Origin of the sequence: Streptomyces sp. ID05-39B (genome assembly GCF_033794725.1) — a bacterium.
Lineage (GTDB): Bacteria > Actinomycetota > Actinomycetes > Streptomycetales > Streptomycetaceae > Streptomyces > Streptomyces bobili.
This window is the reverse complement of sequence record NZ_JARGEF010000031.1, coordinates 1-24,198: the sequence shown is the minus strand read 5'-3', so window position 1 is coordinate 24,198 and position 24,198 is coordinate 1. Positions and strand designations below refer to the sequence as shown.

Here is a 24,198-nt window from a genome sequence, read left to right as displayed (position 1 = left end):
CCCCGCCGCCGCCCCCGTTCGCGTTTCCCGTTCCCGGGCGGCCTCAGTTGACCGCGGCGGCCTTCAGTGAGGCAACCGCTTCCTTCGCCGCCTTGATCGCGCCCTTGTTGATCTCGTCGCTGCTGGGAGCCTTCTTCGACTCGAAGTCGCTGCCGTTGTAGGTGACGACGACGAGCGCGTTCCCGACACGCGCGATGACGGTGCCCTCACGGGTCTGCTGCTTGTCCTCCGTGGTCAGGTTCACCACCGAGTAGCCCTCGTCCCCGAGCCCCGGAACGGCTCCGCCGCCGCCCTTCTCCGTGGTGCGGTCCTTGAACGAGGCCGCCGCGTCGTCGTCGGACTCCGCCAGCTCGAACGAGACGTCCAGCCACCGGTAGTCGTACCCCTTGAGGGCGTTCCAGGAGCAGGTACGGCGCAGGGACGTGTCCGTCGACGGGATCTCCTTGCCGGCCGTCTTCGCGGCCGGCACCAGAGAGCCCACCGTCTTGGCGGCCACACTCGTGCACGGTGCGGGCGCGGCGCCGTACGTCTTCGTCACCGCGGTCGAGGACGGCGCGGACGACTCGGAACGGGGTTTCTGCGTGTCCTTGGCCGCGGTGTCCTTGGCTGGGTCGGTCGGACCGGACGACATCGCCCAGCCCGCGCAGGCGAGCACGATCACCGGGGTCAGTCGCGCGGTGAGGGCGAGCGGCAGTGGGAGAGAACGCACGGCGCACTTTCGTGGGGGACGGTGCGGACGAGGTCCACGATGCGGACGGGGACGCCAGTTTCACACGACTGCCTGTGCGGCGAAAGGGCGAACTCGCTCCGTGGTGGCGCGGTGACAGGAGAACGCGGATTTCCTGCCAAGGGCGGGGGCATCGCCCTGCCCGCAGTGGCCGCCAGGGGCCGGTACGCACGGTCTCGGACCGGTCGGCATCTCAGTATCTCAGTGGCGTCGCCGTCGGTGTCCCCGCCGCTGTCTGGTCCACGTCCACGGCTGCGTCGGCGTCTCGGCCGGCGTTCAGTCGCCGCGGCCGTGCGCGGGCGGCCGTACCTGCTCCTCCAGACGTCGCAGGCTGGTGTCCAGGGCCTGGCTCACCGCCTTCTCACCCGGATCGTGCCCGGCGTCGAAGAACGACAGATGCACGGTCACCTCGCTGGTGTCGCCGCCGATGCCGGCCACCTGGAGCCAGCCCGTGTATCCGCCCCCCTCGCGGGTGCCCCATTCCAGCCGCATCTGCTCGCGCCGCGCGCGCAGCAGGGCCGCGGTGTCGTCGTCGGTACGGTCCTCGTGCACCGTGACGGCGGGCAGGTCCCCGGCGGCCTCGACGTGCAGGGCGTCCGGCAGCCAGGCGTCCATCCGGCCGAGGTCGGCGGCCCGGTCGAAGACGCGCTCGGGCGGCGCGGGCATGGTGCGGGAACGTTCGTACTCGGTCATGGTCGGTACCGTCCTCGGCTCGGGTGCGTACGGCGGATCGCGCGTCCGGGCCGGCCCGGCGCGGACGCGAGGTCGGGCGACGCCGTCCCGCCGAGGCGCGCGGCGAGCCGCTGGGCAGGTCCGCGACCTCGGCGGGCGTGTCGATGCGGTGGCCCCCGGTCGTCACCCCTGGTCGTTGCCGAAGATGGCCTTCTGCACATCGTTGGGACCGTCGAACTTCTTCGTCCCGGCGTGCGACAGCTTGTCGACGACCTTCTCGTCGGCGCCGTTGCTGCGGGCCAGCGAGACGAGGTCGTCGCGACTGGCGGGGTAGTCGGCGCCCTTCAGTGCCTTCTGCACATCGATCGGGCTCATGTCGGCCATGGCAGCCTCCTGACGTACGTCGGCGCAGGCGGACCCGCGCGTGGATGCCCCGGGTACCCACCGGCCGGAGGCGGAAATCGCCCCGGGAGACCGACGGCCGGGCCATGGCGCGACGGCCGGGCAGCGGTGCGGCGGGCCGGGTCGCGGTGCCGCGGCCGGGGCACGCTTGCTCCAGGCCGCCCTGGAGCAGATGCCCGGTCTCGCCGACGGCGGCTTCACCGCCCATGCGCCGCCGTCACTCTTCCCGTCGGTCCGCCGCGTCACGCTCCGCGGCACTCTTCGACCCGCCCTTCGTGGCAGCCTCCCAGGTCCCCGCCGCCACCCTCTGTGCGAAGTCCGTCGGCGAGGGCTCGTTCGGCAGCTGCGCGGGCACCGTCGTACCCTTCCGGCTGCCTGCCCGGTCGGCGAACAGCGCGACCGTCAGGGTGAGTCGACTGTCGTACCCGGTGGCCCACACGGTCCGCCGGGTGATCCCGCCACCCGCCCCGGCGACGGCGAAACCCTTCGCCTCCGCAGAGCCTGCGGCGACGGCAACGGCGACGGGCGTCGGTCCGGCCCCCGATCGTACGCCCGCCCTCAGCGCCACCTTCTCGTCCAGGACCTGCCGCACGTCGGTACGCGCGCGGTAGACGGTGCGGCCCTCCCGTGTGATGCGCGCGACGGTGTACGCGGTGGCGTACCTGCCGTCCGCCGCCACCGCCGCGTACGCCGATGCCAGGTTCAGCGGGGTCGGCGCCGCCGTCTTCAGCAGCTTGCCCAACGGCTCGTCCGCGTGCCCCACCTCGCCGAACGGTTCCAGGGCCGTCCCCGCCTCCACCGCCCCGTTCACCGCGTCGTTGAACGACTGCCGCGCATAGTCCGAGCCCCCGTACAGCAGCCGCACCGCTCCGTCGCCGGGCACCATGCCCACGATGGCGGTGTGCACCCGCACGTCTGCGCCCCCGGGATGCTTCTGTACCAGTTGTGCGGCGGTGTCCTGCAGCGCCAGGTCGAAGGTGGTCGTCACGCTGTAGCCGCCGCTCGCGAGCCGGTCCTCGGTGATGCCGAGCCGGTCGGCGGCCTCCTTCGCGGCGACGTCGATCAGGTACTGCCGCTGCCCCTCGGTCTCGCCCGGCGGATAGAACCGGAACGCCGGGAAACGCGCCGCGGCCCGCTGCTTCGCCGTGATGCTCCCGCTCGCGGCCATCGCGTCGAGCACCCACTCCCAGCGGTTCTCCAGCTTCGCGGTCACCTTCGGATCGGAGCCCGCCTTCTCGTAGTACGAGGGGATGTTGAGGATGCTCGCCAGCGCGGCGCCCTGCGCGACCGTCAGGTCTTTCGCGTCCACGCCGAAGTAGTTGCGCGCGGCGGACTGGATCCCGGCGGCACCCCGCCCGAAGTACACGGTGTCGAGATAGCCCTCGAGGATCTCGTCCTTGGTGCGGGTGCGGTCCAGCTTGATCGCGATGAGCGCCTCACGCGCCTTGCGGGACAGCGAGTGTTCCGGGCTCAGCAGCGCGTTCTTCACGTACTGCTGGGTGATGGTGGAGCCGCCCTGCGGGTCGCCGCCCGTCAGCGTCGCCAGCGTGGCCCGCGCGATGGCCCGCGGCGAGATCCCGGTGTCCGTACGGAAAGAGCGGTTCTCCGCGGCGATCACCGCGTCCTGCACATGCCGGGGGACCGCGGACAACGGGATGTCCTGCCGGTCGACCGGTCCGCGCCGGCCCAGATAGGCGCCGTCCGAGTCGAGGAACACGGTGCTCTGGGTGACGGTCTCGGGGTGTGGCTTCGGAATGGACGTCAGGTGGTACGCCACGACGGCCGCCGCACACAGCGTCGCGAGCAGCGTGAGGAAGGCGTAGAACAACCGGCGAAGCCGCCGGCCCCAGTTGCGCCGCAACCGGATCCGCAGCGGCGCGCGCTCGCGGTGCCGGCGCTCCGACAGCCTCCCCTTCCTCGGTCGCCGTGCCGTGCGCGCCGGTCGCGGCAGCCTGTCCGGCCCGTTCCCGTTTCCGTCCCGGGTCCCGTTTCCGGTCACGTTCATATCCGCCACCACTCGAGGTCCGATCGCGCGGCGACCCTGCCCGAGGCGTCGTACACCGTGACGATCCGATCGTCCCCGCCCACGGAGAGGAGCGCCTGCACGTTCTTCCTGTGCAGTGGCGTGCTCGCGTACCAGATGCCCCACCCCGGGCTGCCCGCCAGGACGAGGACCTTCGCGGTGGTCCTGCCGCCGTCGCCGGTTCTCACCTCGACGCGGCCCGGATCACCGCTCAGACCGTGGAAGAGGCCCGACAGGAAGAACCCGCCGTTCACGCTGTCCACCCGGAGGGAGACGCCCGGCTCGTCGAGCGGGCGGTCGCTGTCGTCCCCGGGGAGGGGCACCGACCAGTGCCCACCGTCGGCCGTCAGCCACATCCGCACTCCCGTCCCGGCGGTCACCCGCTCGCCCGGCGCCACGACCCGGACCGGGCTCGTGGCCTGACGACTGCCGTTGGCCGGCCGGGCTCCGGAGGTCCCGTCCTGCGCACCGCCACCCCCGAGACGGTCGGCGGCGAGGAGGGCGACGGGTGTGAGCAGCGCCGCGCAGGCGGCCGAGGCCACGGCAAGGCGGCGGCGTCGCCGGAGGCGGCCCCCTGCCTGAAGGTCGGTCAGCGGCACCTCGCCCGGGACGATGTCCCGGGCGGCACGGGTGAACACCTCGCGCAGCTGCCCGGGGTCGGTGCCGGCCTTCTTCAGACCGTGTCTGGCATGGGCACGCACCGCCCCCACCGAGCAGCCCAGCAACTGGGCGATCTCCGCGTCCGCCAGCCCCTCCCAGACCCGCAGCACCACAACGGCCCATCGGCGCGCGGCCCGCCGTCCGCGCGGTCGGCGCAGGTGGTTACGCACCAGACAGCGCCGCACATGGAAATCCACGTCGTTGCGCGGAACGCGTCGCCACCGCGCGCCCATCCGCACCAGCGTTCTCCGCGCCAGTTCCTCCGCGGCCCCGGGGTCGTCGGTGAGCAGCCGGGCGGTCACGACCAGCCGGGACCAGTGCGTCCGGGAGTATGTGGCGAAGTCGTGGCCGGCGGTGGGGAGTACGGGGAGTACGTCGGGGGTCGGTGGCACGTGGGCGGTCCTTCGGCTCGGGAACTCGGTCGTGGCCGGACGCATGCGTCCGGCCGTCTGGTCGGGCAGGTAGGTTGACCAGGCAGCGAGCCGACACCGTCAGGGAAAGAGGGAGCCTGGAACCCGTGTGCGCCGTCTTCCCGGTGGGGTTGCGCTTCGCCGGCTGCGACCTACGCGACCTACGCGACCTGTACGCACGGCGGAGGTGGCCAGGTTGCAAGGAAAGGGCAGAGATTCCGGTGGGGGCATGACCGAGGACGAGTTCGACGCTTTCTACGCGACCGCGTTCCCCCGGCTGACCGGACAGCTCTACGCCTTCACCGGAGACCATGGCGAGGCCCAGGACGTCGTTCAGGAAGCGTTCGTACGGGCCTGGGACCGGCGACAGCACTTCCTGTCGAACAGCGCACCCGAGGCGTGGATCCGCACGGTGGCCATGCGGCTGGCGGTGAGCCGCTGGCGGCGCGCGAGGCGCTGGCTGGAACTCGTACGGCGCACTCCGCCACCCGACTCCACCCCGGGACCGGGCCCTGAGCACACCGCGCTCGTGGCCGCCCTGCGTGAACTGCCCCAGGCTCAGCGGATGGCGATCGTCCTGCACCATCTGTGTGACCTGAGTGTGGAGCAGGTAGCCTCCGAGACCGGCGCGCCCGTGGGGACGGTCAAGGCGAGGCTGTCCCGGGGGCGGGCGGAGCTGGCGAAGCGTCTCGCGGGCGACGAGACCGACGTACCCGTCGACGAGGCCGACGGTCCGGTCCGGAAGGAGAGCCGCCGTGTCCGATGAACTTCCCGCCGCGCTCCGTGAGTTGGCCGCCGCCCGGGCGACCGCTCCGACCGTCGGCGGCCCCGCGACACGTGCCTGGGCGATGCGCCGCAGGCGCCGCCGCCGTGCCGCCGCGACCCTCGCGCTGCTGGGCTTCGCCCTGACCCTGCATCTCGGCGAGGACCCGGACCACCCGGCCGGGCGCCGAACCCCCGCCATGACACCTTCGGGTTCCGCCCCGCCTTCGGCAACCGCCCCGGCACCCGTCTCCGGCACGCTCGACCTGTCCGGCGGTGACCTCACGTTCGGCGGCCGGATGATGCCGATCCTCTCGACTCTCGACCTCCCGCCCGGGTCCACGAGCACGACCCCGATGACGGTCGTGGCGAAGCCGGTCCGGATAGCGCTGGCCGTCGACGTGCCCTCCAAAGGCCGCACCGTGGTGAACGTCGTGCATGTGGTCGAGTTGCGCGACGGGAAGGGCGGCCCGCTCTACGTCGGCACCTTCCCCCCGGACATCGAGGCCCGGGAGGACTACGACGTCAGAGGCGCCGTGATCGCCCTCGGTGCCGAGGACGCACAGTGGTTCCACGCGCGGATCCACCTCGGCACCAGCATCTCGGTGACGACCGGCCCGACGCCGGCAGCCACCCCCTCGGCCACGGCACCCGGCGCCACAGGGTCCCCGTCCGACGAGGCACACGTCGTATCCCCAGTCCCCGCCTCGCTGCCCGTCGCGGAAGGAGCGGGTTGGTCCTCGAGGCGGGCGAGCCGGTCGTGACCCTCGCCGAGTGGCTGGGGCACTCGTCGCCGACGATCACCCTCGACCACTACGCCCACTTCATGCCCGAGGCGGGGGAGGAAGGGGCGCAGGGCGATCGATAGCCTTCTGGGGGAGCGGGAGGAGGAGGTCCCTGGCGCAAACTCCCCAGATTCTCCCCAGCACCCGTCCTGAGTACCCACCGTCCGGGGGCAGTACCCGTAAACAGCGAGGTGAGAGGCCCTGTGTTCACGACCCGACCCACCCTCCAGGGCACCTTCGGCATGGTGTCCTCCACCCACTGGCTGGCCTCGCAGGCGGCGATGGCCGTACTGGAGGACGGCGGCAACGCCTACGACGCCGCCGTGGCCGGAGCCTTCGTGCTGCACGTCGTCGAACCCCACCTCAACGGCCCCGCCGGCGAGGTCCCCGTCCTGGTCGCCCCCGCGGGCGGTGAGGTGCGGGTGCTGTGCGGGCAGGGCGTCGCCCCGGCCGGCGCGACCGTCGCCCACTACCGGGGCCTCGGACTGGACCTGGTCCCCGGCACAGGCCCCCTGGCGGCGGCCGTCCCCGGCGCCTTCGACGCCTGGATGCTGCTGCTCCGCGACCACGGCACCAAGCCCCTCGACGACGTCCTGAAGTACGCCGTCGGATACGCAGAGCACGGGCATCCGCCCGTGGAGAACATCGGCGCCACCGTCGAGACCGTACGCGAGCTGTTCGAGACCGAGTGGACGTCCTCGGCGGACCTGTACCTGCCCGGCGGCGAGGCACCCCGCCCCGGCCGTCTGCTGCGCAACCCCGCTCTCGCCGCCACCTGGAAGCGGCTCCTCGCCGAGACCGCCGGCGCGGGGGGACGGGAGGCACGTATCGAGGCGGCGCGGGAGGTCTGGCGGACCGGATTCATCGCCGAGGCCCTCGTCCGCCAGGCACAGCGACCCACCCTGGACACCAGCGGCACGCACCACACCGGCACGCTCACGGCCGCCGACCTCGCCGCCTGGTCCGCGACCTACGAGGCGCCGGCGACGTACGACCGCAACGGCTGGACCGTCTGCAAGGCGGGCCCCTGGAGCCAGGGCCCGGTCCTCCTCCAGCAGCTCGCCCTCCTCCCGCCCGAGCTGCCCGAACACGGCTCCGCCGACCACGTCCACCTCCTCGTGGAGGGCTGCAAGCTCGCCATGGCCGACCGCGAGGCCTGGTACGGCGACGCGGCCCCGGTTCCGCTCGCCGAGCTGCTCTCGGCGCCGTACAACGCCGGCCGGCGCGCGCTCATCGGCGACCAGGCGTCGTACGAGCTGCGGCCGGGCGGTCCCGGCGGACGCGAGCCCCGGCTGAGCGCCCACGCGCGCGTGGTGGCCACGGACGAGCCGGGCTTCGGCCCCATGGGCGCCGGTGAGCCGACCGTCGCCAAGCGTTCCACGTCGCCGGTGCCGGGCGAGCCCGAGACCGCCGCGGACGGTGCCACCCGCGGCGACACCTGCCACCTCGATGTTGTCGACCGGTGGGGCAACATGGTCGCGGCCACGCCCAGCGGCGGCTGGCTCCAGTCCAACCCGGTCGTGCCCGAACTGGGCTTCCCGCTCGGCACCCGGCTGCAGATGACCTGGCTGGAGGAGGGGCTGCCGAACTCCCTCACCCCCGGCCGCCGCCCCCGCACCACCCTCACGCCGTCGCTCGCCCTGCGTGACGGCGTCCCGGTCCTCGCCTTCGGCAGCCCCGGCGGCGACCAGCAGGACCAGTGGCAGCTGCACTTCTTCCTCGCCGTCGCCGCACGCGCGCGTGTGCGGGGCGGCCTCGACCTGCAAGGCGCGATCGACGCACCGAACTGGCACAACGACGCCTTCCCCGGCTCCTTCTATCCGCGCGGCATGCGGCCGGGCAGCGTGACCGTGGAGTCCCGCATGCCCCGTGCCGTCATCGAGGACCTGCGCGGGCGCGGCCACGTGGTGACCGTCGCCGACGCCTGGTCCGAGGGCCGCCTGTGCGCGGTCGCCCGCGACCCGGAGACAGGAATCCTGTCCGCGGCGGCGAACCCACGGGGGATGCAGGGGTACGCGGTGGGGCGCTGAGGGGGAGGGCCGCGGTGAGGTGCGGATGCCCTGGGGTGAGGTGCTGAGGCGCTGCGGTGAGGTGCTGAGGGCGAGGGTCGCGATGAGGCTCAGGGCCGCGGCGAGACGCTGAGGAAAGCGGTCGGACGCTGAGGAAGGGGACGCCGGAAGGAGGGCTTCCGTCTGCTCTTCATCCCGATTCCACCCGGTGTGCACCGGCGGGGCGGGGATTGTCAGTGGGGCGTGTTCTCATGGAGACATGATCGGAAATACGGAAACCATCGACGAGTTTCTCGCCCGCCACGCCGGTGACGTGGAGGAAGCGGTCCGCAAGGCCGCCGCCGCGGAGATCATGCCGCGCTTCCGGCAGCTCGCCGCGCACGAGGTGGACCAGAAGGCCGGCCCGCACGACCTGGTCACCGACGCCGACCGCAACGCCGAGCTGTATCTCACCGAGGCCCTCGCCGCCCTGCTGCCCGGCTCGGTCGTCGTCGGCGAGGAAGCGGTGCACGCCAACCCGGCCACCTACGAGGCGATACAGGGCGACGCCCCGGTGTGGATCGTCGACCCGGTCGACGGCACACGGCAGTTCGTGCATGGCGACGAAGGCTTCTGCACCCTGGTCGCGCTCGCCCTGCACGGCGTCGTGCGGGCCTCCTGGACGTACGCCCCCGCCCGCGACCAACTGGCGACAGCCGTGCGCGGCGGCGGCGCCTTCCTGGACGGTGAGCGGCTGTTCGCCGGCCCGCCCGCGCCCGGTCGCGATCTCACGGTGGCGACCTCCCACCCCGACTACACCACCGACGCCCAGAAGCGCGCCCTGCTCGGCGTGTGGGCGGACGGCGTCGCCCCGCGCCCGTGCGGCTCGGCCGGCCTGGAGTATCTCGCCATAGCCAGAGGCGCGTTGGACGCCACCGCCTTCTCCTGGGAGGCCGCCTGGGACCACGCGGCGGGACTGCTGCTGGTCGAGGAGGCGGGCGGCGCCCATCTCACCCTCACCGGCGAGCCGTTCAGGATCACGGGCGGCAACACCCTGCCGTTCACGGCCGCCCGGGACGCGGCCACGGCACGGCTGGTGGCCGGCCTCCTGTCCGGCACCCGCCCCTGACCGCGCCCGAGTTCACGCCCACGCCGCGCCCCGCGGCACCTGTGACGCCCACACCGTGCTCCGGGGGGGCGCGTCCCCCGCCCACGTTCCACCGCGCCGCCGACCGTGTCGTACCCCCGGCATATCCTGAGCCCGGAGGCCGCCGGCTGACGAAGGGGTCCAGGTGTCGTCGATGCTCGATGTCGTCGTGGTGGGAGCGGGGCCGAACGGCCTGACCGCCGCCGTGGAGCTGGCCCGCCGCGGCTTCTCGGTGGCCCTCTTCGAGGCCAGGGACACGGTGGGCGGGGGCGCCCGCACCGAGGAACTCACCCTCCCCGGCTTCCGCCACGACCCGTGCTCCGCCGCCCACCCCCTGGGCATCAACTCACCCGCCTTCCGCGCCCTGCCCCTGGAGCGCTACGGCCTCGAATGGCTGCACTCCGAGCTGGCCATGGCACACCCTTTCCCCGACGGCAGCGCGGCCGTGCTGTCCCGTTCGGTGGCCGAGACGGCCGCCTCCTTCGGCCCCCGTGACGCGGGCGCGTACCGCAGGCTCGTCGAACCCTTCCTGCCCAAGTGGGACGTCCTGGCCCGGGACTTCATGTCCCTGCCGCTGACAGCGCTGCCCCGCGACCCGGTCACCCTCGCCCGCTTCGGCCTCGTCGGCCTGCCCCCGTCCACCTGGCTGACCCGCCGCTTCCGCGACGAGAAGGCCAAGACCCTCTTCGCCGGACTCGTCGCCCACGTCATGGCCCCCCTCGGCGGCCTGGCCACCGGCGCGGTCGGCCTGGTCTTCGCGCTCGCCGGGCACGCCCGCGGCTGGCCGGTGGCCCGCGGCGGCTCCCAGGCCATCTCGGACGCCCTGGCCGCCTATCTGAAAGACCTGGGCGGCGCCCTGCACACCGACTACGAGGTCAAGCGCCTCGACGACCTGCCCCCGGCCCGCGCCTACGTCTTCGACACCTCGCCCACCGCCCTCGCCCGCATCGCCGGCCTCGGCCGTTTCTACGAGCGCTACCGGTACGGCGCCGGCGTCTACAAGATCGACTACGCGCTCGACGGCCCGGTCCCCTGGACCGCAGCTGAGGCCCGCCGCGCCACCACGGTCCAGGTCGGCGCCGACAGTGCGGAGATCGGCGCCGCGCTGCGCGCCGCCTCCCGCGAGGGCCGCCCACCGGAGAGACCGTTCATGATCACGGTGCAGCCGGGTGTCGTCGACCCCACTCGCGCCCCGGCCGGCAAACACGTCTTCTGGGCGTACGGCCATGTGCCCCACGGCTGGACCGGCGACCTCACCGACACCATGGAACGCCAACTGGAGCGCTTCGCACCGGGGTTCCGGGACCGCGTCCTGGCCCGCGCCGTCGCCGGCCCCGCCGAACTCGCCGCCCGCAACGCCAACTACGTCGGCGGCGACATCGGCACCGGCGCGGCCTCCGGCCTCCAGCTCCTGCTGCGGCCCAGGCTCTCCCTCTTCCCGTACTCCACCCCGCACCCGGCCGTCTTCATCTGCTCCTCGGCCACCCCGCCCGGCCCCGGCGTCCACGGCATGTCGGGACACAACGCGGCCAAGGCGGTCTGGCGGAAACTGCGGCAGCAGCCGTAGCGACAGCCGTGGCAGTGACCGTAGAGCGGCCGTAGCAGCAGTCGTGGCAGCGGCGTCGCACGGGCACACGGAAGCCACACGGACACGGGAACACAAGCACACGGAAACACAAGCAAACGGGGACGCAGCACGCGGGAACACAGGCCCGCGGGCGCAGGGCCACTGGCCACGGGGCTGCAGCGCCCCAGGGCCACTGGCCACGGGGCTGCAGCGCCCCAGGGCCACTGGCCACGGGGCGGCAGCGCCCCAGGACCCCTGGTACGCCGAGAGAGGGCCACCGTCATGACCGCCATCACGTTCGTGCGGGGCGACATCACCGCGCAGGCCGTGGACGCCGTCGTCAACGCCGCGAATTCCTCCCTGCTGGGCGGCGGCGGGGTCGACGGCGCCATCCACCGACGCGGCGGGCCCGCCATCCTCGAGGACTGCCGAAAGCTCCGCGCCTCGCACTACGGCAAGGGCCTGCGCACCGGCCAGGCGGTCGCCACCACCGCCGGGCGGCTTCCCGCCCGCTGGGTGATCCATACCGTGGGGCCCCGCCACAGCGCCGAGGAGGACCGTTCGGAGCTGCTGGCCTCCTGCTATCGCGAGTCGCTGCGCGTCGCCGACGAGCTGGGCGCCCGCACGGTCGCCTTCCCCGCCGTGTCCGCCGGCATCTACGGCTGGCCCATGGACGACGCCGCACGGATCGCCGTGGAGACCGTACGGGCGACACCGACGGCCGTCGAGGAGATCAGGTTCGTCCTCTTCGACGAGCAGGCGTACACGGCGTTCGCCGCACGACCCGTCTGACGGGAGCCCGGCCGGCCCCTCGTGCCGTCACCGGGAAACACGCCCTCCCCTGCACACATCACACCATCGCCTCGGTGACGAAACACCGACGCGGGGCCGCCGACGTGGACCTCGGCTGCCGCGGCCGGCTTCGCCCCGCTTCGTCCCGCCCCGCGTCCTTCGCACGCGTGCGGGCCATGATCGTCAGGGCCGCGGGCTTGCCGCGAGCCGTGGTGCGTACCCTGGCGTGACCCGGTACGGCCCCGAGCGCGTGCCGGGCTCGCTCCGGCTGCGTGCCGGGCTCGCTCCGGCCCCGTCCGGTGCACCCGGCGAGGACGCCCGTGCAGGCCGCCGTACGGCCACCCGCTCACATGCGCCCTCCAACCGCTGTGCGCCGGGATTAACTCCCGGCGGCCGGTCCGGGAGACACCTGTGTAATGCACGGTTCGTACCGTCGCAGAAGGCTCGCAGCGGCTCTCACCAGGCCGATCGTCACAAGGAAGGAGGCGCCCGTGGCCCTGCCGGACCCGCGGACCGACAGCACGACGAAGGTGCGTACGGTCTGCTCGTACTGCGGTGTCGGCTGTGGCCTGGTCCTCGACGTCGGCCTAGGCCCGGACGGACGCCGTACGGTCCTGAAGGCGTCCGGCGACAAGGAGCACCCGGCGAACCGCGGCAGGCTGTGCACCAAGGGCGCCACCACCGCCGACCTGCTCGCCGCACCGGGCCGGCTCACCACCGCCCTGGTCCGCCGGGACCGCGGGGAGGAACCCGAGCCGGCACCCGTCGACGAGGCGGTCGCCGAGACCGCCCGCCGGCTGCGGGCGATCGTCGACGAGCACGGTCCCGACGCGGTCGCCCTCTACGTGTCCGGCCAGATGAGCCTGGAAGCGCAGTACCTCGCGAACAAACTCGTCAAGGGTTACCTGCGCAGCAACCAGATCGAATCGAACTCGCGGCTGTGCATGGCAAGCGCGGGAACCGGTTACAAGCTGTCTCTTGGCGCGGACGGCCCGCCGGGCTCGTACGAGGACCTCGACCGGGCGGACGTCTTCCTCGTCATCGGTTCCAACATGGCCGACTGCCACCCCATCCTCTTCCTGCGGATGATGGACCGGGTGAAGGCGGGCGCCAGGCTGATCGTCGTCGACCCGCGCCGCACCGCCACCGCCGCCAAGGCCGACCTGTTCCTCCAGGTCAGGCCGGGCACCGACCTCGCCCTGCTCAACGGTCTCCTCCATCTTCTGCACGAGAACGGGCACACCGACCCCGCCTTCGTGGCCGCGTACACCGAGGGCTGGGAGGCGATGCCGGCCTTCCTCGCCGACTACCCGCCGGCAACCGTTTGCGACATCACCGGCATCCCCGAGGCCGACCTGCGCGAGGCGGCCCGGCTGATCGGCGAGGCGCGGGAGTGGACCAGCTGCTGGACCATGGGCCTCAACCAGTCCACGCACGGCACCTGGAACACCAACGCGCTGGTCAACCTCCACCTCGCCACCGGCAAGATCTGCCGCCCCGGCAGCGGCCCCTTCTCCCTCACCGGCCAGCCCAACGCCATGGGCGGCCGTGAGATGGGCTACATGGGACCCGGCCTGCCCGGACAGCGGTCCGTGCTGGTCGCCGCCGACCGGGCCTTCGCCGAGGACCGGTGGGGGCTGGAGCCCGGCACGATCCGCGCCGACGGCGTGGGCAAGGGCACCGTCGAGATGTTCCAGAAGATGGCCGACGGCGACATCAAGGCCTGCTGGATCATCTGCACCAACCCCGTCGCCTCCGTCGCCAACCGCCGCACGGTCATCGAGGGCCTGGAGGCCGCCGAGTTCGTCGTCGCGCAGGACATCTTCTCGGACACCGAGACAAACGCTTACGCCGACGTTGTCCTGCCCGCCGCGCTGTGGACCGAGTCCGAGGGCGTCCTGGTCAACAGTGAACGCAACCTCACCCTCGCCAGGCCCGCCGCCGACCCGCCCGGCGAGGCCACGGCCGACTGGCGGCTGATCGCGGCCGTCGCCCGCGCGATGGGTTACGAAAACGGTTTCTCCTACGACAGCGCCGAGCAGATCTTCGAGGAGATCAAGCGCTTCCACAACCCGCAGACTGGCTACGACCTGCGCGGAGTGACGTACGAGCGGCTGCGAGCCACCCCCGTGCAGTGGCCGGCCGCCACGGCCGACGGCCCCGGCCGCAACCCCGTCCGGTACGTCGACGAGGACGGTTCGCTCACCTTCCCCACCCCGAGCGGCCGTGCCGTCTTCCACGCCCGTCCGCATGTCCCGCCCGCCGAGATGCCCGACGACGACTACCCGTTCGTCCTCAACACCGGCCGACTCCAGCACCAGTGGCACACGCTGACCAAGACGGCGAAGGTGGCCAAGCTCAACAAGCTCGATCCCGGTCCCTTCGTCGAGGTGCACCCCGAGGACGCGGCCGGGCTCGGCATCGCCGATGGCGACTCGGTGGAGGTCGCCTCGCGGCGCGGCCGGGCCGTGCTGCCCGCCGTCGTCACCGGCCGGGTCCTGCCCGGCTCCTGCTTCGCGCCCTTCCACTGGAACGACCTGTTCGGCGAGTACCTCAGCGTCAACGCCGTGACCAGCGACGCCGTCGACCCGCTGTCCTTCCAGCCGGAGCTGAAGGTGTGCGCGGTGTCGCTGAGCAAGGTGTCGACGCCGGTGAGCGTGCAGGCACCAGGCGCCGCCCCGGCGCGGACGCCGGCCATGGAACCGGCCATGGAACCGGCCATGGCGCCGGCCGTGTTCCGTCCCGCCACCGCGGCGTCCGCCCTCTCCGTCTGCGGCCCCACCGCTTCCGCCGCCTCCGCCGCAGCGGTGTTCGGTCTGGAACCGGCCCCGCCGCCCGTCCTCACCGAGCCGGAAAGGCAGTATCTGGTCGGGTTCCTCGCCGGGATCCCGGCCGGTGCCCCCGGCGTGCCGGTCCTGCCGCCGGACGCGCCCTTCAGCCCCGGCCACGCCTTCTGGGTCAACGGCACCCTCGCGGGGATGTACTCCCGCGCCGCGGCGGGCACCGACACCCGCACGGGCGGCGCGTCGGGGCGGCCCGCGGGACGCCGCGTCGTGATCCTGTGGGCCTCGCAGACCGGCAACGCCGAGGAGGTCGCCGCCGCCACCGCCGACCGGATCGCCGCCGGCGGACACACCGCCTCCGTCGTCGCCATGGACGAGGCCGACCCCGCCGCGCTGCCCTCCGACGCCGATCTCCTCCTGATCACCAGCACCTTCGGCGACGGCGACGCCCCCGACAACGGCGCCGGCTTCTGGGACGGCCTGGCAGGCCTCGGCGCCGGGCGCCTGACCGGCCGGCGCTACGCCGTCCTCGCCCTCGGCGACTCCTCCTACGACGACTTCTGCGGACACGGACGCCGGCTCGACCACCGCATGGACGAGCTGGGCGCCGTACGGCTGGCGCCCCGCACGGACTGCGAACCGGACTACGAGCCGCAGGCGGACGCCTGGCTGCACCAGGTGCTCATCGCGCTCAAGGAGACGGAGCCCGAGGACGGCGGGGGAGCGGCGGGAGCCGGGGAGACGGTAGGACCCGTGGCGGCGGCCGTGCGGCTCTCGCCCGTCCTGCCCACCGCACCGGGCACGCTTTCGCAGCCCGCCGACGCAGGCGCGGGCGCGGGCGCGCGGCGGTCCGGGCGCCCTGCCGCCGTGACCGCCCGCCTGGTCGGCAACCGGTTGCTGAGTCTGCCCGGTTCCGGCAAGGAGGTACGCCGTTTCACCTTCGACACCCGCGACAGCGCGACCCCGTTCGTCTACGAGGCCGGCGACGCTCTCGGTGTCCGTCCCCTCAACTCGCCCGAGCTGGTGGCGGAATGGCTTGCGGTAACCGGTCTCGACGCGCAGGCGCGGGTACGGCTGAACGGTGTCGGCGAACTCGCCCTCGACGACGCGCTGCTGCGCCACCTCGACATCACGCGGATCACCTCAGCCCTGCTGCGCTTCACCGCCGACCGCATCCGCGACCCGCGTGAACTGCGCAAACTGCTGCGCCCGGACAACAAGGGTGAACTGGCGAAGTGGTCCTGGGGGCGACAGGCCGTGGATGTGGCCGCCGAGTTCGGGGTGCGAGCCGGGGCGCAGGAGTGGGCCGAGGTGCTGGGCCGGCTCCAGCCGCGTCTGTACTCCATATCGTCGAGCCCGCTCACCGATCCGTACCTCGTCTCGCTCACCGTTTCCGTGGTGCGTTACGAGAACCTGACCGGTCGCCCCCGGCAGGGTGTCTGTTCGCCCTTCCTCGCCGACGCCGGGCCGGGTACCGAGGTGCCGGTGCACGTACAGCGCTCACCGCACTTCCGGCCGCCCGCCGATCCGGCGACCCCGATGGTGATGGTGGGTCCCGGCACCGGGGTGGCGCCTTTCGTCGGCTTCCTGGAGGAGCGCCGGGCCCGCGGCCACCGGGCCCCGAACTGGCTCTTCTTCGGCGAGCAACAGCGGGCAACCGATTTCTACTACGAAGGGGAACTGACCGCCCTGCTCGCCGACGGCACCCTGGAACGCCTGGACACCGCTTTCTCCCGCGACCAGCGCGCCAAGATCTACGTGCAGGACAGGATGCGCGAGCACGGCTCCCAGCTGTGGTCCTGGCTGCGGGACGGCGCCCACTTCTACGTCTGCGGGGATGCCTCGCGCATGGCCAGGGACGTCGACCGGGCCCTGCGCGACATCGCCGTCGTGCACGGCGGCCTGGGGGAGACCGAAGCGGCGGCCTACGTCAAGCAGCTGTCCGCCGACAAACGGTATGTACGGGACATCTACTGATAGTTGGTCACTCCCCGTGATCGCCGTCAAGTCGCGTTGCGCCGAGTAGAGTTCATATTCGGCCAATGTCGGCGCGTCCGTGTTCGGTTTCCCAACAGTAACGGACAGGATCGGACGCACCCTCTGTCCCGTGCAGCCGCACGGTTCGTCCCGAGGAAGGTCATGGTCATGTCGCACCCGCACGTGTCGTCCATGGACCGGCCGGACCGCCCCCAGCGGGTGGTCGTCAGCCGTCGTCGTCTCCTCGAAGGATCGGCCGCCGTGGTCGGCGCGCTCGCCCTCTCCGGCTCCAGCTCCGTCACCGGCCGACGCGCCGCCGCCGCGGAGGCGACCCCGGAATGGAACGGTCACCTCGACGTCTTCCGGCTCGGCACCGAACCACCCCACACCACCCTCATGCCGTACGCGAACCTCGCCCAGGCCCTCGCCGCCGACCGCACCCGCTCCCCGTACCGGCTCAGCCTGGACGGAACCTGGAAGTTCGCGCACGCCGACCGCCCCGACGACCGTGACGCCGACTTCCACCGCACCGACCTCGACGACAGCGCCTGGGACACCCTCCCCGTGCCCTCGGTCTGGCAACTGCACGGGTACGACCGCCCGATCTACCTCAACATCACCTACCCGTACTGGGGTCCCAACGGCCACGGCGAGGACCCGCAGCCGCCCGCCGCGCCCACCCGCTACAACCCCGTCGGCCAGTACCGGCGGACCTTCACCGTCCCGCGGAACTGGGCCGGGCGGCGGACGTTCCTGCACTTCGAGGGCGTCAAGTCGGCGCACTACGTGTGGATCAACGGTCACCTCGTGGGCTACCACGAGGACTCCTTCACCCCCGCCGAGTACGACATCACCGAGCACCTGAAGCCGGGCACCAACCAGATCGCCGTCGAGGTCTACCGCTACTCCGACGGCGACTGGCTGGAGGACCAGGACATGATCCGGCTGAGCGGCATCTTCCGCTCGGTCCACCTGTTCTCCACCCCGGCCGTCCACCTGCGCGACTTCAAGCTCGACACCCCGCTCGGCGCCGACCACACCACCGCGGAACTGGCGGTGACGGCGAGCGTGCGGGACTACGCGGGCGGATCCGGTGGACGGTATACCGTCGACACGCTTCTGTACGACGCCGGCGGGCATCCCGTCTGGCCCCGGCCGCTCCGGCAGGCCGTCGACGTCGCCCCTGGTGCAGAGGTGTCCGTGCGGGCCGTGAAGGCCGTGCCCTCACCCCGCCTCTGGTCCGCGGAGGACCCCTACCTCTACACCGCCGTCCTGCAACTGCGCGACCCCGCAGGAAAGGTGATCGAAACCCTTTCCCACCGCGTCGGCCTGCGCGAGTTCGCTCTCCAGGACGGGCTGATGCGCATCAACGGCCGCCCCGTCTCCTTCCGTGGCACCAACCGGCACGAGATGCACCCCGCCCGCGGCACCGCCCTCACCCGAGCCGACATGATCCAGGACATCAAGATCATCAAGCGGCTGAACATGAACTCCGTCCGCACCTCGCACTACCCGAACAACACGCAGTGGTACGAACTCGCCGACGAGTACGGCCTCTACCTGGTCGACGAGACCAACCTGGAGACCCACGGCATCCGCTCGGAGTATCCCGGCGACCACCCGGACTGGACGGCCGCCTGCGTGGCCCGCGCCCAGAACATGGTCCACCGCGACAAGAACCACGCCTCGGTGGTCATCTGGTCCCTCGGCAACGAGGCCGGCGGCGGCAGCACCTTCACCGCCATGCACGACTGGATCCGCGCCTACGATCCCACCCGCGTCATCCAGTACGAGGGCGACGACAGGCCCGGCATCAGCGACATCCGCTCAGAGATGTACGACAGCCCGCAACGGGTGGAGCAGCGGGCGAAGGACACCAGCGACACCCGGCCGTACGTCATGATCGAGTACAGCCACGCGATGGGGAACTCCACCGGAAACTTCAAGAAGTACTGGGACCTCGTCCGCCGCTACGACGTCCTCCAGGGCGGCTGGATCTGGGACTTCGTCGACCAGTCCCTCAACTGGCGCACTCCCGCGCGCACCTTGTTCACCGAGACCGGGCCCGCCCGGCTGCGGGGTGAACTCATGGCGTCCAGCGGAACCTTCGACCGCGACCAGGGCGTCACCGGAGCCACCGTCTTCGCCCGCGACCCCCGCCTCGACCTCACCGGCTCCCTCACCCTGGAAGCCTGGGTAACCCCCCGCTACACCGGTTACCACCAGCCGATCATCGCCAAGGGCGACACCCAGTACGCGCTGAAGCAGAGCGACCGGACGCTGGAGTTCTTCATCCACGGCGGCGGCCAGTGGATCACCGCGACCTGGGAGGTCCCCGAGGACTGGACCGGCCGGGAACACCACATCGCGGGCGTCTTCGACGCGGACGCCGGCTCCCTCACCCTGTACGTCGACGGCCTGCCGCGAGCCACCCGCACCACCACCCGCCGCCCCGCCGACAACACCGCTCCGCTCGCGCTCGGCAACGACACCGACAACCACACCCGCGAGTTCAGCGGCAGCATCCGCCGCGCCCGCGTATACGCCCGCGCGCTGACCGCGGCCGAACTCGCCGACGACGGCCGCGGCCCCGGCGACGAGGGCGTGCGGTTCTGGTTCGACGCGGCCACCGTCGCCGTCGACGAGAAGCAACCGCGTGAGAAGACCTTCCTGGCCTACGGCGGCGACTGGGGCGACCTCCCCAACGACGGCAACTTCGTCGCCGACGGCCTCCTCACCGCCGACCGCGGCCACACCGGAAAGGCCGCCGAGGTCAAGCGCGTCCACCAGGCCGTCAACGCCGCACCGGTGCCCGGCGGCACACCGGGCGCGATCACGCTGACCAACGAACACCTCTTCACCAACCTCCACGCGTTCAACGGGAGCTGGTCGCTCGTCGCCGACGGGAAGGCCATCCGGAAGGGCAGGCTGACCCGCGGCCAGCTCGACGTCCCGCCGCTGTCCGCCAAGAACATCACCGTCCCCCTGAAGCTGCCCGCCGCCCCGGCGCCGGGCAGCGAGTACTTCCTCGAACTGTCCTTCACCCTCAAGGAGTCCACCCTCTGGGCCGAGGCGGGATTCGAGGTGGCACGGCAACAGCTCCCGGTCGACGCGGGCAGCCCGGCCGTGACTCCCGTCCCCCTCCGGGACGTTCCCGCCCTCACCCACGAGGACGGCGACACGACGGTCACCGTCACCGGCCGGGACTTCTCCGTCGCCGTGGACAAACGCACCGGCGTCATCACCTCCTACGAGGCCGGCGGCAGCCTTCTGATCACCTCGGGTCCCGCGCCCAACTTCTGGCGGGCGCCCACCGACAACGACCACGGAAACGGCCAGCACACCCGCAACCGGACCTGGCGCGACGCGGGCACCCTGCGCACGGTCACCGGTGTGAGCGTGCGCGCCCTGCGCGACCGGGCCGTCGAGATCAAGGTCACCGGCACCCTGCCGACCACGACACCCTCGACGTACTCCACCACCTACACCGTTTTCGGAAACGCCGAGATCAAGGTCGACCACACCCTCCACCCCGGCGCCACGAACCTGCCGTACCTCCCGGAGGTCGGGAGCATCCTGTTTCTGCCGGCCCGCCTGGAGTACGTGCACTACTACGGGCGCGGGCCCGAGGAGAACCACTGGGACCGCAACAACGGCACCGACGTGGGACTCCACTCGGGGACGGTCACCGGGCAGTGGACGCCGTACATCCGCCCGCAGGAGAACGGCAACAGGACCGACGTGCGCTGGGTCGCCCTCACCGACCGTGACGGCGTCGGCCTGCTCGCCACCGGAGAGCCCCTGCTGGAGGTCAACGCATCCCACTTCACGCCCGAGGACCTGTCCGTCGGCGCCCGCCACGACTACCAGCTCACTCCGCGCCCCGAGGTCGTACTACGGCTGAACCACCGGCAGATGGGCGTCGGCGGCGACAACAGCTGGGGGGCGCACACCCACGACGAGTACAAGCTGTTCGCCGACCGGGACTACGGGTACAGCTACCGGCTGCGTCCGCTGAAGCGCGTCAACCGGGCGATGGAGGCCTCGCGACGGCCGACGGCGACGGAGTAGCCGTCCAGGGAGGGGTCCGCCGGTGCAGCCGCCGGCGGACCCCTGTCCAGGGCGATCCCGGACACATCGTGATGATCTCTGTGGCGGTGGGCGCGGTGGAGCGGAACAATCCACCACGGAACGGGTATCGCCAACCGAGGAAGAGGAACGTCCCATGGTGGAGCAGGACGAGCGCTTCGATGTCGTCGTACTCGGCGCCGGGCCCGGCGGCTACGTCGCCGCCGTGCGCGCCGCCCAGCTGGGGAAACGTGTTGCCGTCGTGGAGGAGAAGTACTGGGGCGGCGTCTGTCTGAACGTGGGCTGCATCCCGACGAAGGCCCTCCTGCGCAACGCCGAACTCGCGCACATCTTCACCCGTGAGGCGAAGACGTTCGGGATCAAGGTCGACGGTGAGGTCTCCTTCGACTACGGCGAGGCCTACCGCCGCAGCCGCAAGGTCGCCGACGGCCGCGTCAAGGGCGTCCACTTCCTGATGAAGAAGAACAAGATCACCGAGTACGACGGCCGCGGCACGTTCCTCGATGCGCACAACCTTCGGGTAACCGGTTACGACGGAGAGACCCGCACCATCGGGTTCGAGCACTGCATCATCGCCACCGGCGCCACGCCCAGGCTGCTGCCCGGCACCAAGCGCAGCGCACGGGTGGTGACGTACGAGGAGCAGATCCTCGCCGAGGACCTGCCGCAGTCGATCGTCATCGCGGGGGCCGGCGCGATCGGCATCGAGTTCGCCTACATCCTGCACAACTACGGCGTGAAGGTCACGATCGTCGAGTTCCTGGACCGGATGGCGCCGCTGGAGGACGCCGAGGTCTCCGCCGAACTGGCCAAGCAGTACCGCCGACTGGGCATCGACGTGCTCACCTCGACCCGGGTCGAGACGATCGACGAGTCCGGCCCGCAGGTCCGGGTCACCGTCACCGGCAAGGACGGCTCCCAGCAGGTACTGGAAGCCGACAAGGTCCTCCAGGCCATCGGCTTCGCGCCGAACGTCACCGGTTACGGCCTGGAGAACACCGGCGTGACGGTCACCGAGCGCGGAGCCGTCGACGTGGACGGCCACTGCCGCACCTCCGTTCCGCACATCTACGCCATCGGTGACGTCACCGCCAAGCTGATGCTCGCGCACGCCGCCGAGGCGATGGGGATCATCGCCGCCGAGACCCTCGCCGACGCGGAAACCATGGAACTCGATTACGCGATGATTCCGCGTGCCACCTTCTGCCAGCCCCAGATCGCCAGCTTCGGCTACACCGAGGCCCAGGCCCGCGACCTCGGGCATGACGTCAAGGTCGCCAAGTTCCCCTTCACCGCCAACGGCAAGTCGCACGGTCTGGGCGACACCACCGGCTTCGTGAAGCTGATCAGCGACGCCAAGTACGGCGAGCTGCTGGGCGGCCACCTCATCGGCCCCGACGTCACCGAGCTGCTGCCCGAGCTGACCCTGGCCCAGCAGTGGGACCTCACCGTCCACGAGCTCGCCCGCAACGTCCACGCCCACCCGACCCTGAGCGAGGCCGTCAAGGAGGCCCTGCACGGCCTGGCCGGACACATGATCAACATGTGAGTCGCCGATGGCGGGACCGTTCACCCGGACGGCCCCGCCGCGCTCGCCCTCGCCGTACGGCCGGGATGTCCTGACATCCGGGGAACCGCCGTCGGACGAGGGAGAGCACCATGGCGGACTGCGGCGCCCCCTCGGGCGGCACGGGCGGCGTCGGCGGCCCGGACGCCGAGCGGGCCGGGCACGAACGGCTGTCGCACGAACGGCTGCCGCACGGACGGTCCGCTGATGCGCGGTCCCACGGCAGCGCGCAGACGGAGATCGGGACGGCCTGGTCCGTGCCGCCCGGCGGCCCGCGCCCGCCGGCCGGGTCGGACGCCCCGTTCACCGGCGGTGTCGCCTTCGCCGGCACGCTGATGCTGTGCAGCGGTTTCCTCGCCTTTCTCCAGGGCGTCGCGGCGATCGCAGAGGACGACGTGTACGCCCGGGTCGGCTCGTACGTCTACGGGCTGAGCCTCACCGGCTGGGGCTGGATCCACCTCGTCCTGGGCATCCTGGCCGCCGGCACCGGCGCGGGCCTCCTCAGGGGCGCGGACGGGGCCCGTCTCCCCGGCGTCCTCCTCGCCTCGCTCAGCCTCGTCGCCCAGTTCCTGTTCCTGCCGTACGAGCCGGTGTGGTCGGTGGTGGTGATGTCGATCGACGTGCTCGTCATCCGGGCCCTGGCGACCTGGCGGCCAGGGCCGGGCGACAGGGAAGGGAGGCCGCCGGGCCGGGCCCGGTGGAGGTGAGCGGGCACGGGCCGCAAGGTGCTGTTCGTCGGTGACGGGGTCGACGACGCACCCGCGCCCGCCGCCGCCCGCTCGGGTCCGGCGATGGGCCGGGCGGGTTGCGACCTGGCGCTGGAGACGGCGGACGCGGTCGTGATCCGCGACGACCGCACGGCCGTACCGGCGGTCGTACGGCTCTCGCGGAGCGCGCGCCGGCTGGTGCTGCGGAACCTGGTGATCGCGGGTACCTTCATCACCGGCCTCGTCCTCTGGGACCTCGCCGGCCACCTTCCGCTGCCGCTCGGTGTGGCCGGTCACGAGGGATCGACCGTGCTGGTCGGACTCAACGGGTTGCGGCTCCTGCGGGAGCGCGCCTGGCAGGGGTGATCGGCGTCGGCGCTGGACAGGTGAGGTCGATGTCGGATTCTCGCCAGCGACGGACGGGCCGGTGGCCGATGCTGGACCACATGCTGAACGGGATGTACACCGACCGGGAGCGCTGTGTGCGCGCCGTGCGGTCCAAGGACGCGCGGTTCGACGGGTGGTTCTTCACCGCGGTCCTGACCACCGGCATCTACTGCCGGCCGAGCTGTCCGGTGGTGGCGCCGAAACCGGAGAACATGGTTTTCCACGCGAGCGCCGCCGCCTGCCAGCAGGCGGGCTTCAGGGCCTGCAAGCGTTGCCGGCCCGACACGAGCCCCGGCTCCCCGGAGTGGAACCGTCGGGCCGACCTCGTCGCCCGCGCCATGCGGCTGATCGCCGACGGTGTGGTGGACCGTGAGGGCGTTCCCGGCCTCGCCGGGCGCCTCGGCTACAGCACCCGTCAGGTGGAGCGCCAACTCCTCGCCGAACTGGGGGCGGGCCCGCTCGCGTTGGCGCGGGCCCAGCGGGCCCAGACCGCCCGCCTGCTGGTCGAGTCCACCCCACTGCCCATGGCGGACGTGGCGTTCGCGGCGGGGTTCGCTTCCGTCCGTACGTTCAACGACACCGTGCGCGAGGTCTTCGCCCTCTCCCCGACCGAGCTGCGCGCCCGCGCCTCGAAGCGGAACGACGCCACCGCGGGGGCACTGCGGACCGCGCCCCCGCACACCCTGCCGCCGCACGCCCCGCCACCGCACACCCCGACGCCCCGCACGCAGCCGCCCGGCACCACCGCGACAC

General features: G+C 72.2%; 16 protein-coding genes and 2 pseudogenes. 13 read left to right on the top strand and 5 right to left on the bottom strand.

Features of this window, described 5'->3' with window-relative positions; genetic code table 11:
* Positions 1-43: 43 nt before the first annotated feature.
* The 5 genes from P1P75_RS10315 to P1P75_RS10295 form a co-directional block, all read right to left on the bottom strand.
* On the bottom strand, positions 44-709 hold the full coding sequence (locus P1P75_RS10315) for a hypothetical protein (RefSeq protein WP_319253793.1): 666 nt from the start codon (positions 707-709) through the stop codon (positions 44-46).
* 294 nt (positions 710-1,003) lie between these two features.
* Entirely contained in the window at positions 1,004-1,420 is a 417-nt protein-coding gene (locus tag P1P75_RS10310; RefSeq protein ID WP_319253791.1) for an SRPBCC family protein, read from the bottom strand.
* A 162-nt stretch (positions 1,421-1,582) separates the two neighbouring features.
* Positions 1,583-1,783 carry a DUF2795 domain-containing protein gene (locus P1P75_RS10305; RefSeq protein ID WP_319253789.1) on the bottom strand — a complete coding sequence of 67 codons (201 nt, stop codon included), beginning with the start codon at positions 1,781-1,783 and terminating at the stop codon, positions 1,583-1,585.
* 235 nt (positions 1,784-2,018) lie between these two features.
* Positions 2,019-3,806 carry a transglycosylase domain-containing protein gene (locus P1P75_RS10300; RefSeq protein WP_319253787.1) on the bottom strand — a complete coding sequence of 596 codons (1,788 nt, stop codon included), beginning with the start codon at positions 3,804-3,806 and terminating at the stop codon, positions 2,019-2,021.
* Positions 3,803-4,876: a sigma factor-like helix-turn-helix DNA-binding protein gene (locus P1P75_RS10295; RefSeq protein WP_319253785.1), complete on the bottom strand. Its 1,074-nt coding sequence runs from the start codon at positions 4,874-4,876 to the stop codon at positions 3,803-3,805. Before P1P75_RS10295 ends, P1P75_RS10300 begins: the two co-directional genes overlap by 4 nt.
* A gap of 247 nt (positions 4,877-5,123) precedes the next feature.
* On the opposite strand from P1P75_RS10295, the gene P1P75_RS10290 reads away from it, so the two are divergent.
* The 13 genes and pseudogenes from P1P75_RS10290 to P1P75_RS10230 all read left to right on the top strand — a co-directional run.
* Complete coding sequence (locus P1P75_RS10290) at positions 5,124-5,660, top strand: SigE family RNA polymerase sigma factor (RefSeq protein WP_319253783.1); 537 nt, start codon at positions 5,124-5,126, stop codon at positions 5,658-5,660.
* Complete coding sequence (locus P1P75_RS10285) at positions 5,650-6,420, top strand: hypothetical protein (RefSeq protein WP_319253830.1); 771 nt, start codon at positions 5,650-5,652, stop codon at positions 6,418-6,420. Before P1P75_RS10290 ends, P1P75_RS10285 begins: the two co-directional genes overlap by 11 nt.
* Positions 6,384-6,594 (top strand): annotated as a pseudogene (locus P1P75_RS10280) (integrase); the annotation flags it as partial. The gene P1P75_RS10285 and the pseudogene P1P75_RS10280, both read left to right, overlap by 37 nt.
* A 50-nt stretch (positions 6,595-6,644) precedes the next feature.
* Positions 6,645-8,471: a gamma-glutamyltransferase gene (locus P1P75_RS10275; protein WP_319253781.1), complete on the top strand. Its 1,827-nt coding sequence runs from the start codon at positions 6,645-6,647 to the stop codon at positions 8,469-8,471.
* Positions 8,472-8,709: 238 nt separating this feature from the next.
* Positions 8,710-9,558: an inositol monophosphatase family protein gene (locus P1P75_RS10270; protein ID WP_319253779.1), complete on the top strand. Its 849-nt coding sequence runs from the start codon at positions 8,710-8,712 to the stop codon at positions 9,556-9,558.
* A gap of 172 nt (positions 9,559-9,730) precedes the next feature.
* Positions 9,731-11,143, top strand: a complete 1,413-nt coding sequence (locus P1P75_RS10265; RefSeq protein ID WP_319253777.1) for an NAD(P)/FAD-dependent oxidoreductase — start codon at positions 9,731-9,733, stop codon at positions 11,141-11,143.
* Positions 11,144-11,425: 282 nt separating this feature from the next.
* Positions 11,426-11,935, top strand: coding sequence for an O-acetyl-ADP-ribose deacetylase (locus tag P1P75_RS10260; RefSeq protein WP_150473459.1), 510 nt, complete (start codon positions 11,426-11,428; stop codon positions 11,933-11,935).
* A 491-nt stretch (positions 11,936-12,426) separates the two neighbouring features.
* Positions 12,427-16,695 carry a bifunctional nitrate reductase/sulfite reductase flavoprotein subunit alpha gene (locus P1P75_RS10255; RefSeq protein WP_319253775.1) on the top strand — a complete coding sequence of 1,423 codons (4,269 nt, stop codon included), beginning with the start codon at positions 12,427-12,429 and terminating at the stop codon, positions 16,693-16,695.
* Between the two features lie 168 nt (positions 16,696-16,863).
* The gene (locus P1P75_RS10250) at positions 16,864-20,766 is read left to right on the top strand and encodes a glycoside hydrolase family 2 TIM barrel-domain containing protein (RefSeq protein WP_319253772.1); all 3,903 of its coding nucleotides are present in this window, start codon (positions 16,864-16,866) and stop codon (positions 20,764-20,766) included.
* Positions 20,767-20,920: 154 nt separating this feature from the next.
* The gene (gene lpdA / locus P1P75_RS10245) at positions 20,921-22,333 is read left to right on the top strand and encodes a dihydrolipoyl dehydrogenase (RefSeq protein WP_319253770.1); all 1,413 of its coding nucleotides are present in this window, start codon (positions 20,921-20,923) and stop codon (positions 22,331-22,333) included.
* Positions 22,334-22,608: 275 nt separating this feature from the next.
* A complete protein-coding gene (locus P1P75_RS10240; RefSeq protein ID WP_319253827.1) occupies positions 22,609-23,058 on the top strand; it encodes a hypothetical protein in 450 nt (149 codons plus the stop codon).
* Between the two features lie 9 nt (positions 23,059-23,067).
* Positions 23,068-23,424 (top strand): annotated as a pseudogene (locus tag P1P75_RS10235) (heavy metal translocating P-type ATPase); the annotation flags it as partial.
* 80 nt (positions 23,425-23,504) lie between these two features.
* Positions 23,505-24,198, top strand: a 694-nt coding sequence (locus P1P75_RS10230; RefSeq protein WP_319253768.1) for an Ada metal-binding domain-containing protein, incomplete at its 3' end; no start/stop codon positions are given.

Excerpts from the sequence above, each read along its gene's own strand:
- P1P75_RS10310 (WP_319253791.1), bottom strand. The coding sequence starts at position 1,420 with ATGACCGAGTACGAACGTTCCCGCACCATGCCCGCGCCGCCCGAGCGC.
- P1P75_RS10305 (WP_319253789.1), bottom strand. The coding sequence starts at position 1,783 with ATGGCCGACATGAGCCCGATCGATGTGCAGAAGGCACTGAAGGGCGCC.
- P1P75_RS10300 (WP_319253787.1), bottom strand. The coding sequence starts at position 3,806 with ATGAACGTGACCGGAAACGGGACCCGGGACGGAAACGGGAACGGGCCG.
- P1P75_RS10290 (WP_319253783.1), top strand. The coding sequence starts at position 5,124 with ATGACCGAGGACGAGTTCGACGCTTTCTACGCGACCGCGTTCCCCCGG.
- P1P75_RS10270 (WP_319253779.1), top strand. The coding sequence starts at position 8,710 with ATGATCGGAAATACGGAAACCATCGACGAGTTTCTCGCCCGCCACGCC.
- P1P75_RS10265 (WP_319253777.1), top strand. The coding sequence starts at position 9,731 with ATGCTCGATGTCGTCGTGGTGGGAGCGGGGCCGAACGGCCTGACCGCC.
- P1P75_RS10260 (WP_150473459.1), top strand. The coding sequence starts at position 11,426 with ATGACCGCCATCACGTTCGTGCGGGGCGACATCACCGCGCAGGCCGTG.
- P1P75_RS10250 (WP_319253772.1), top strand. The coding sequence starts at position 16,864 with ATGTCGCACCCGCACGTGTCGTCCATGGACCGGCCGGACCGCCCCCAG.
- lpdA (WP_319253770.1), top strand. The coding sequence starts at position 20,921 with ATGGTGGAGCAGGACGAGCGCTTCGATGTCGTCGTACTCGGCGCCGGG.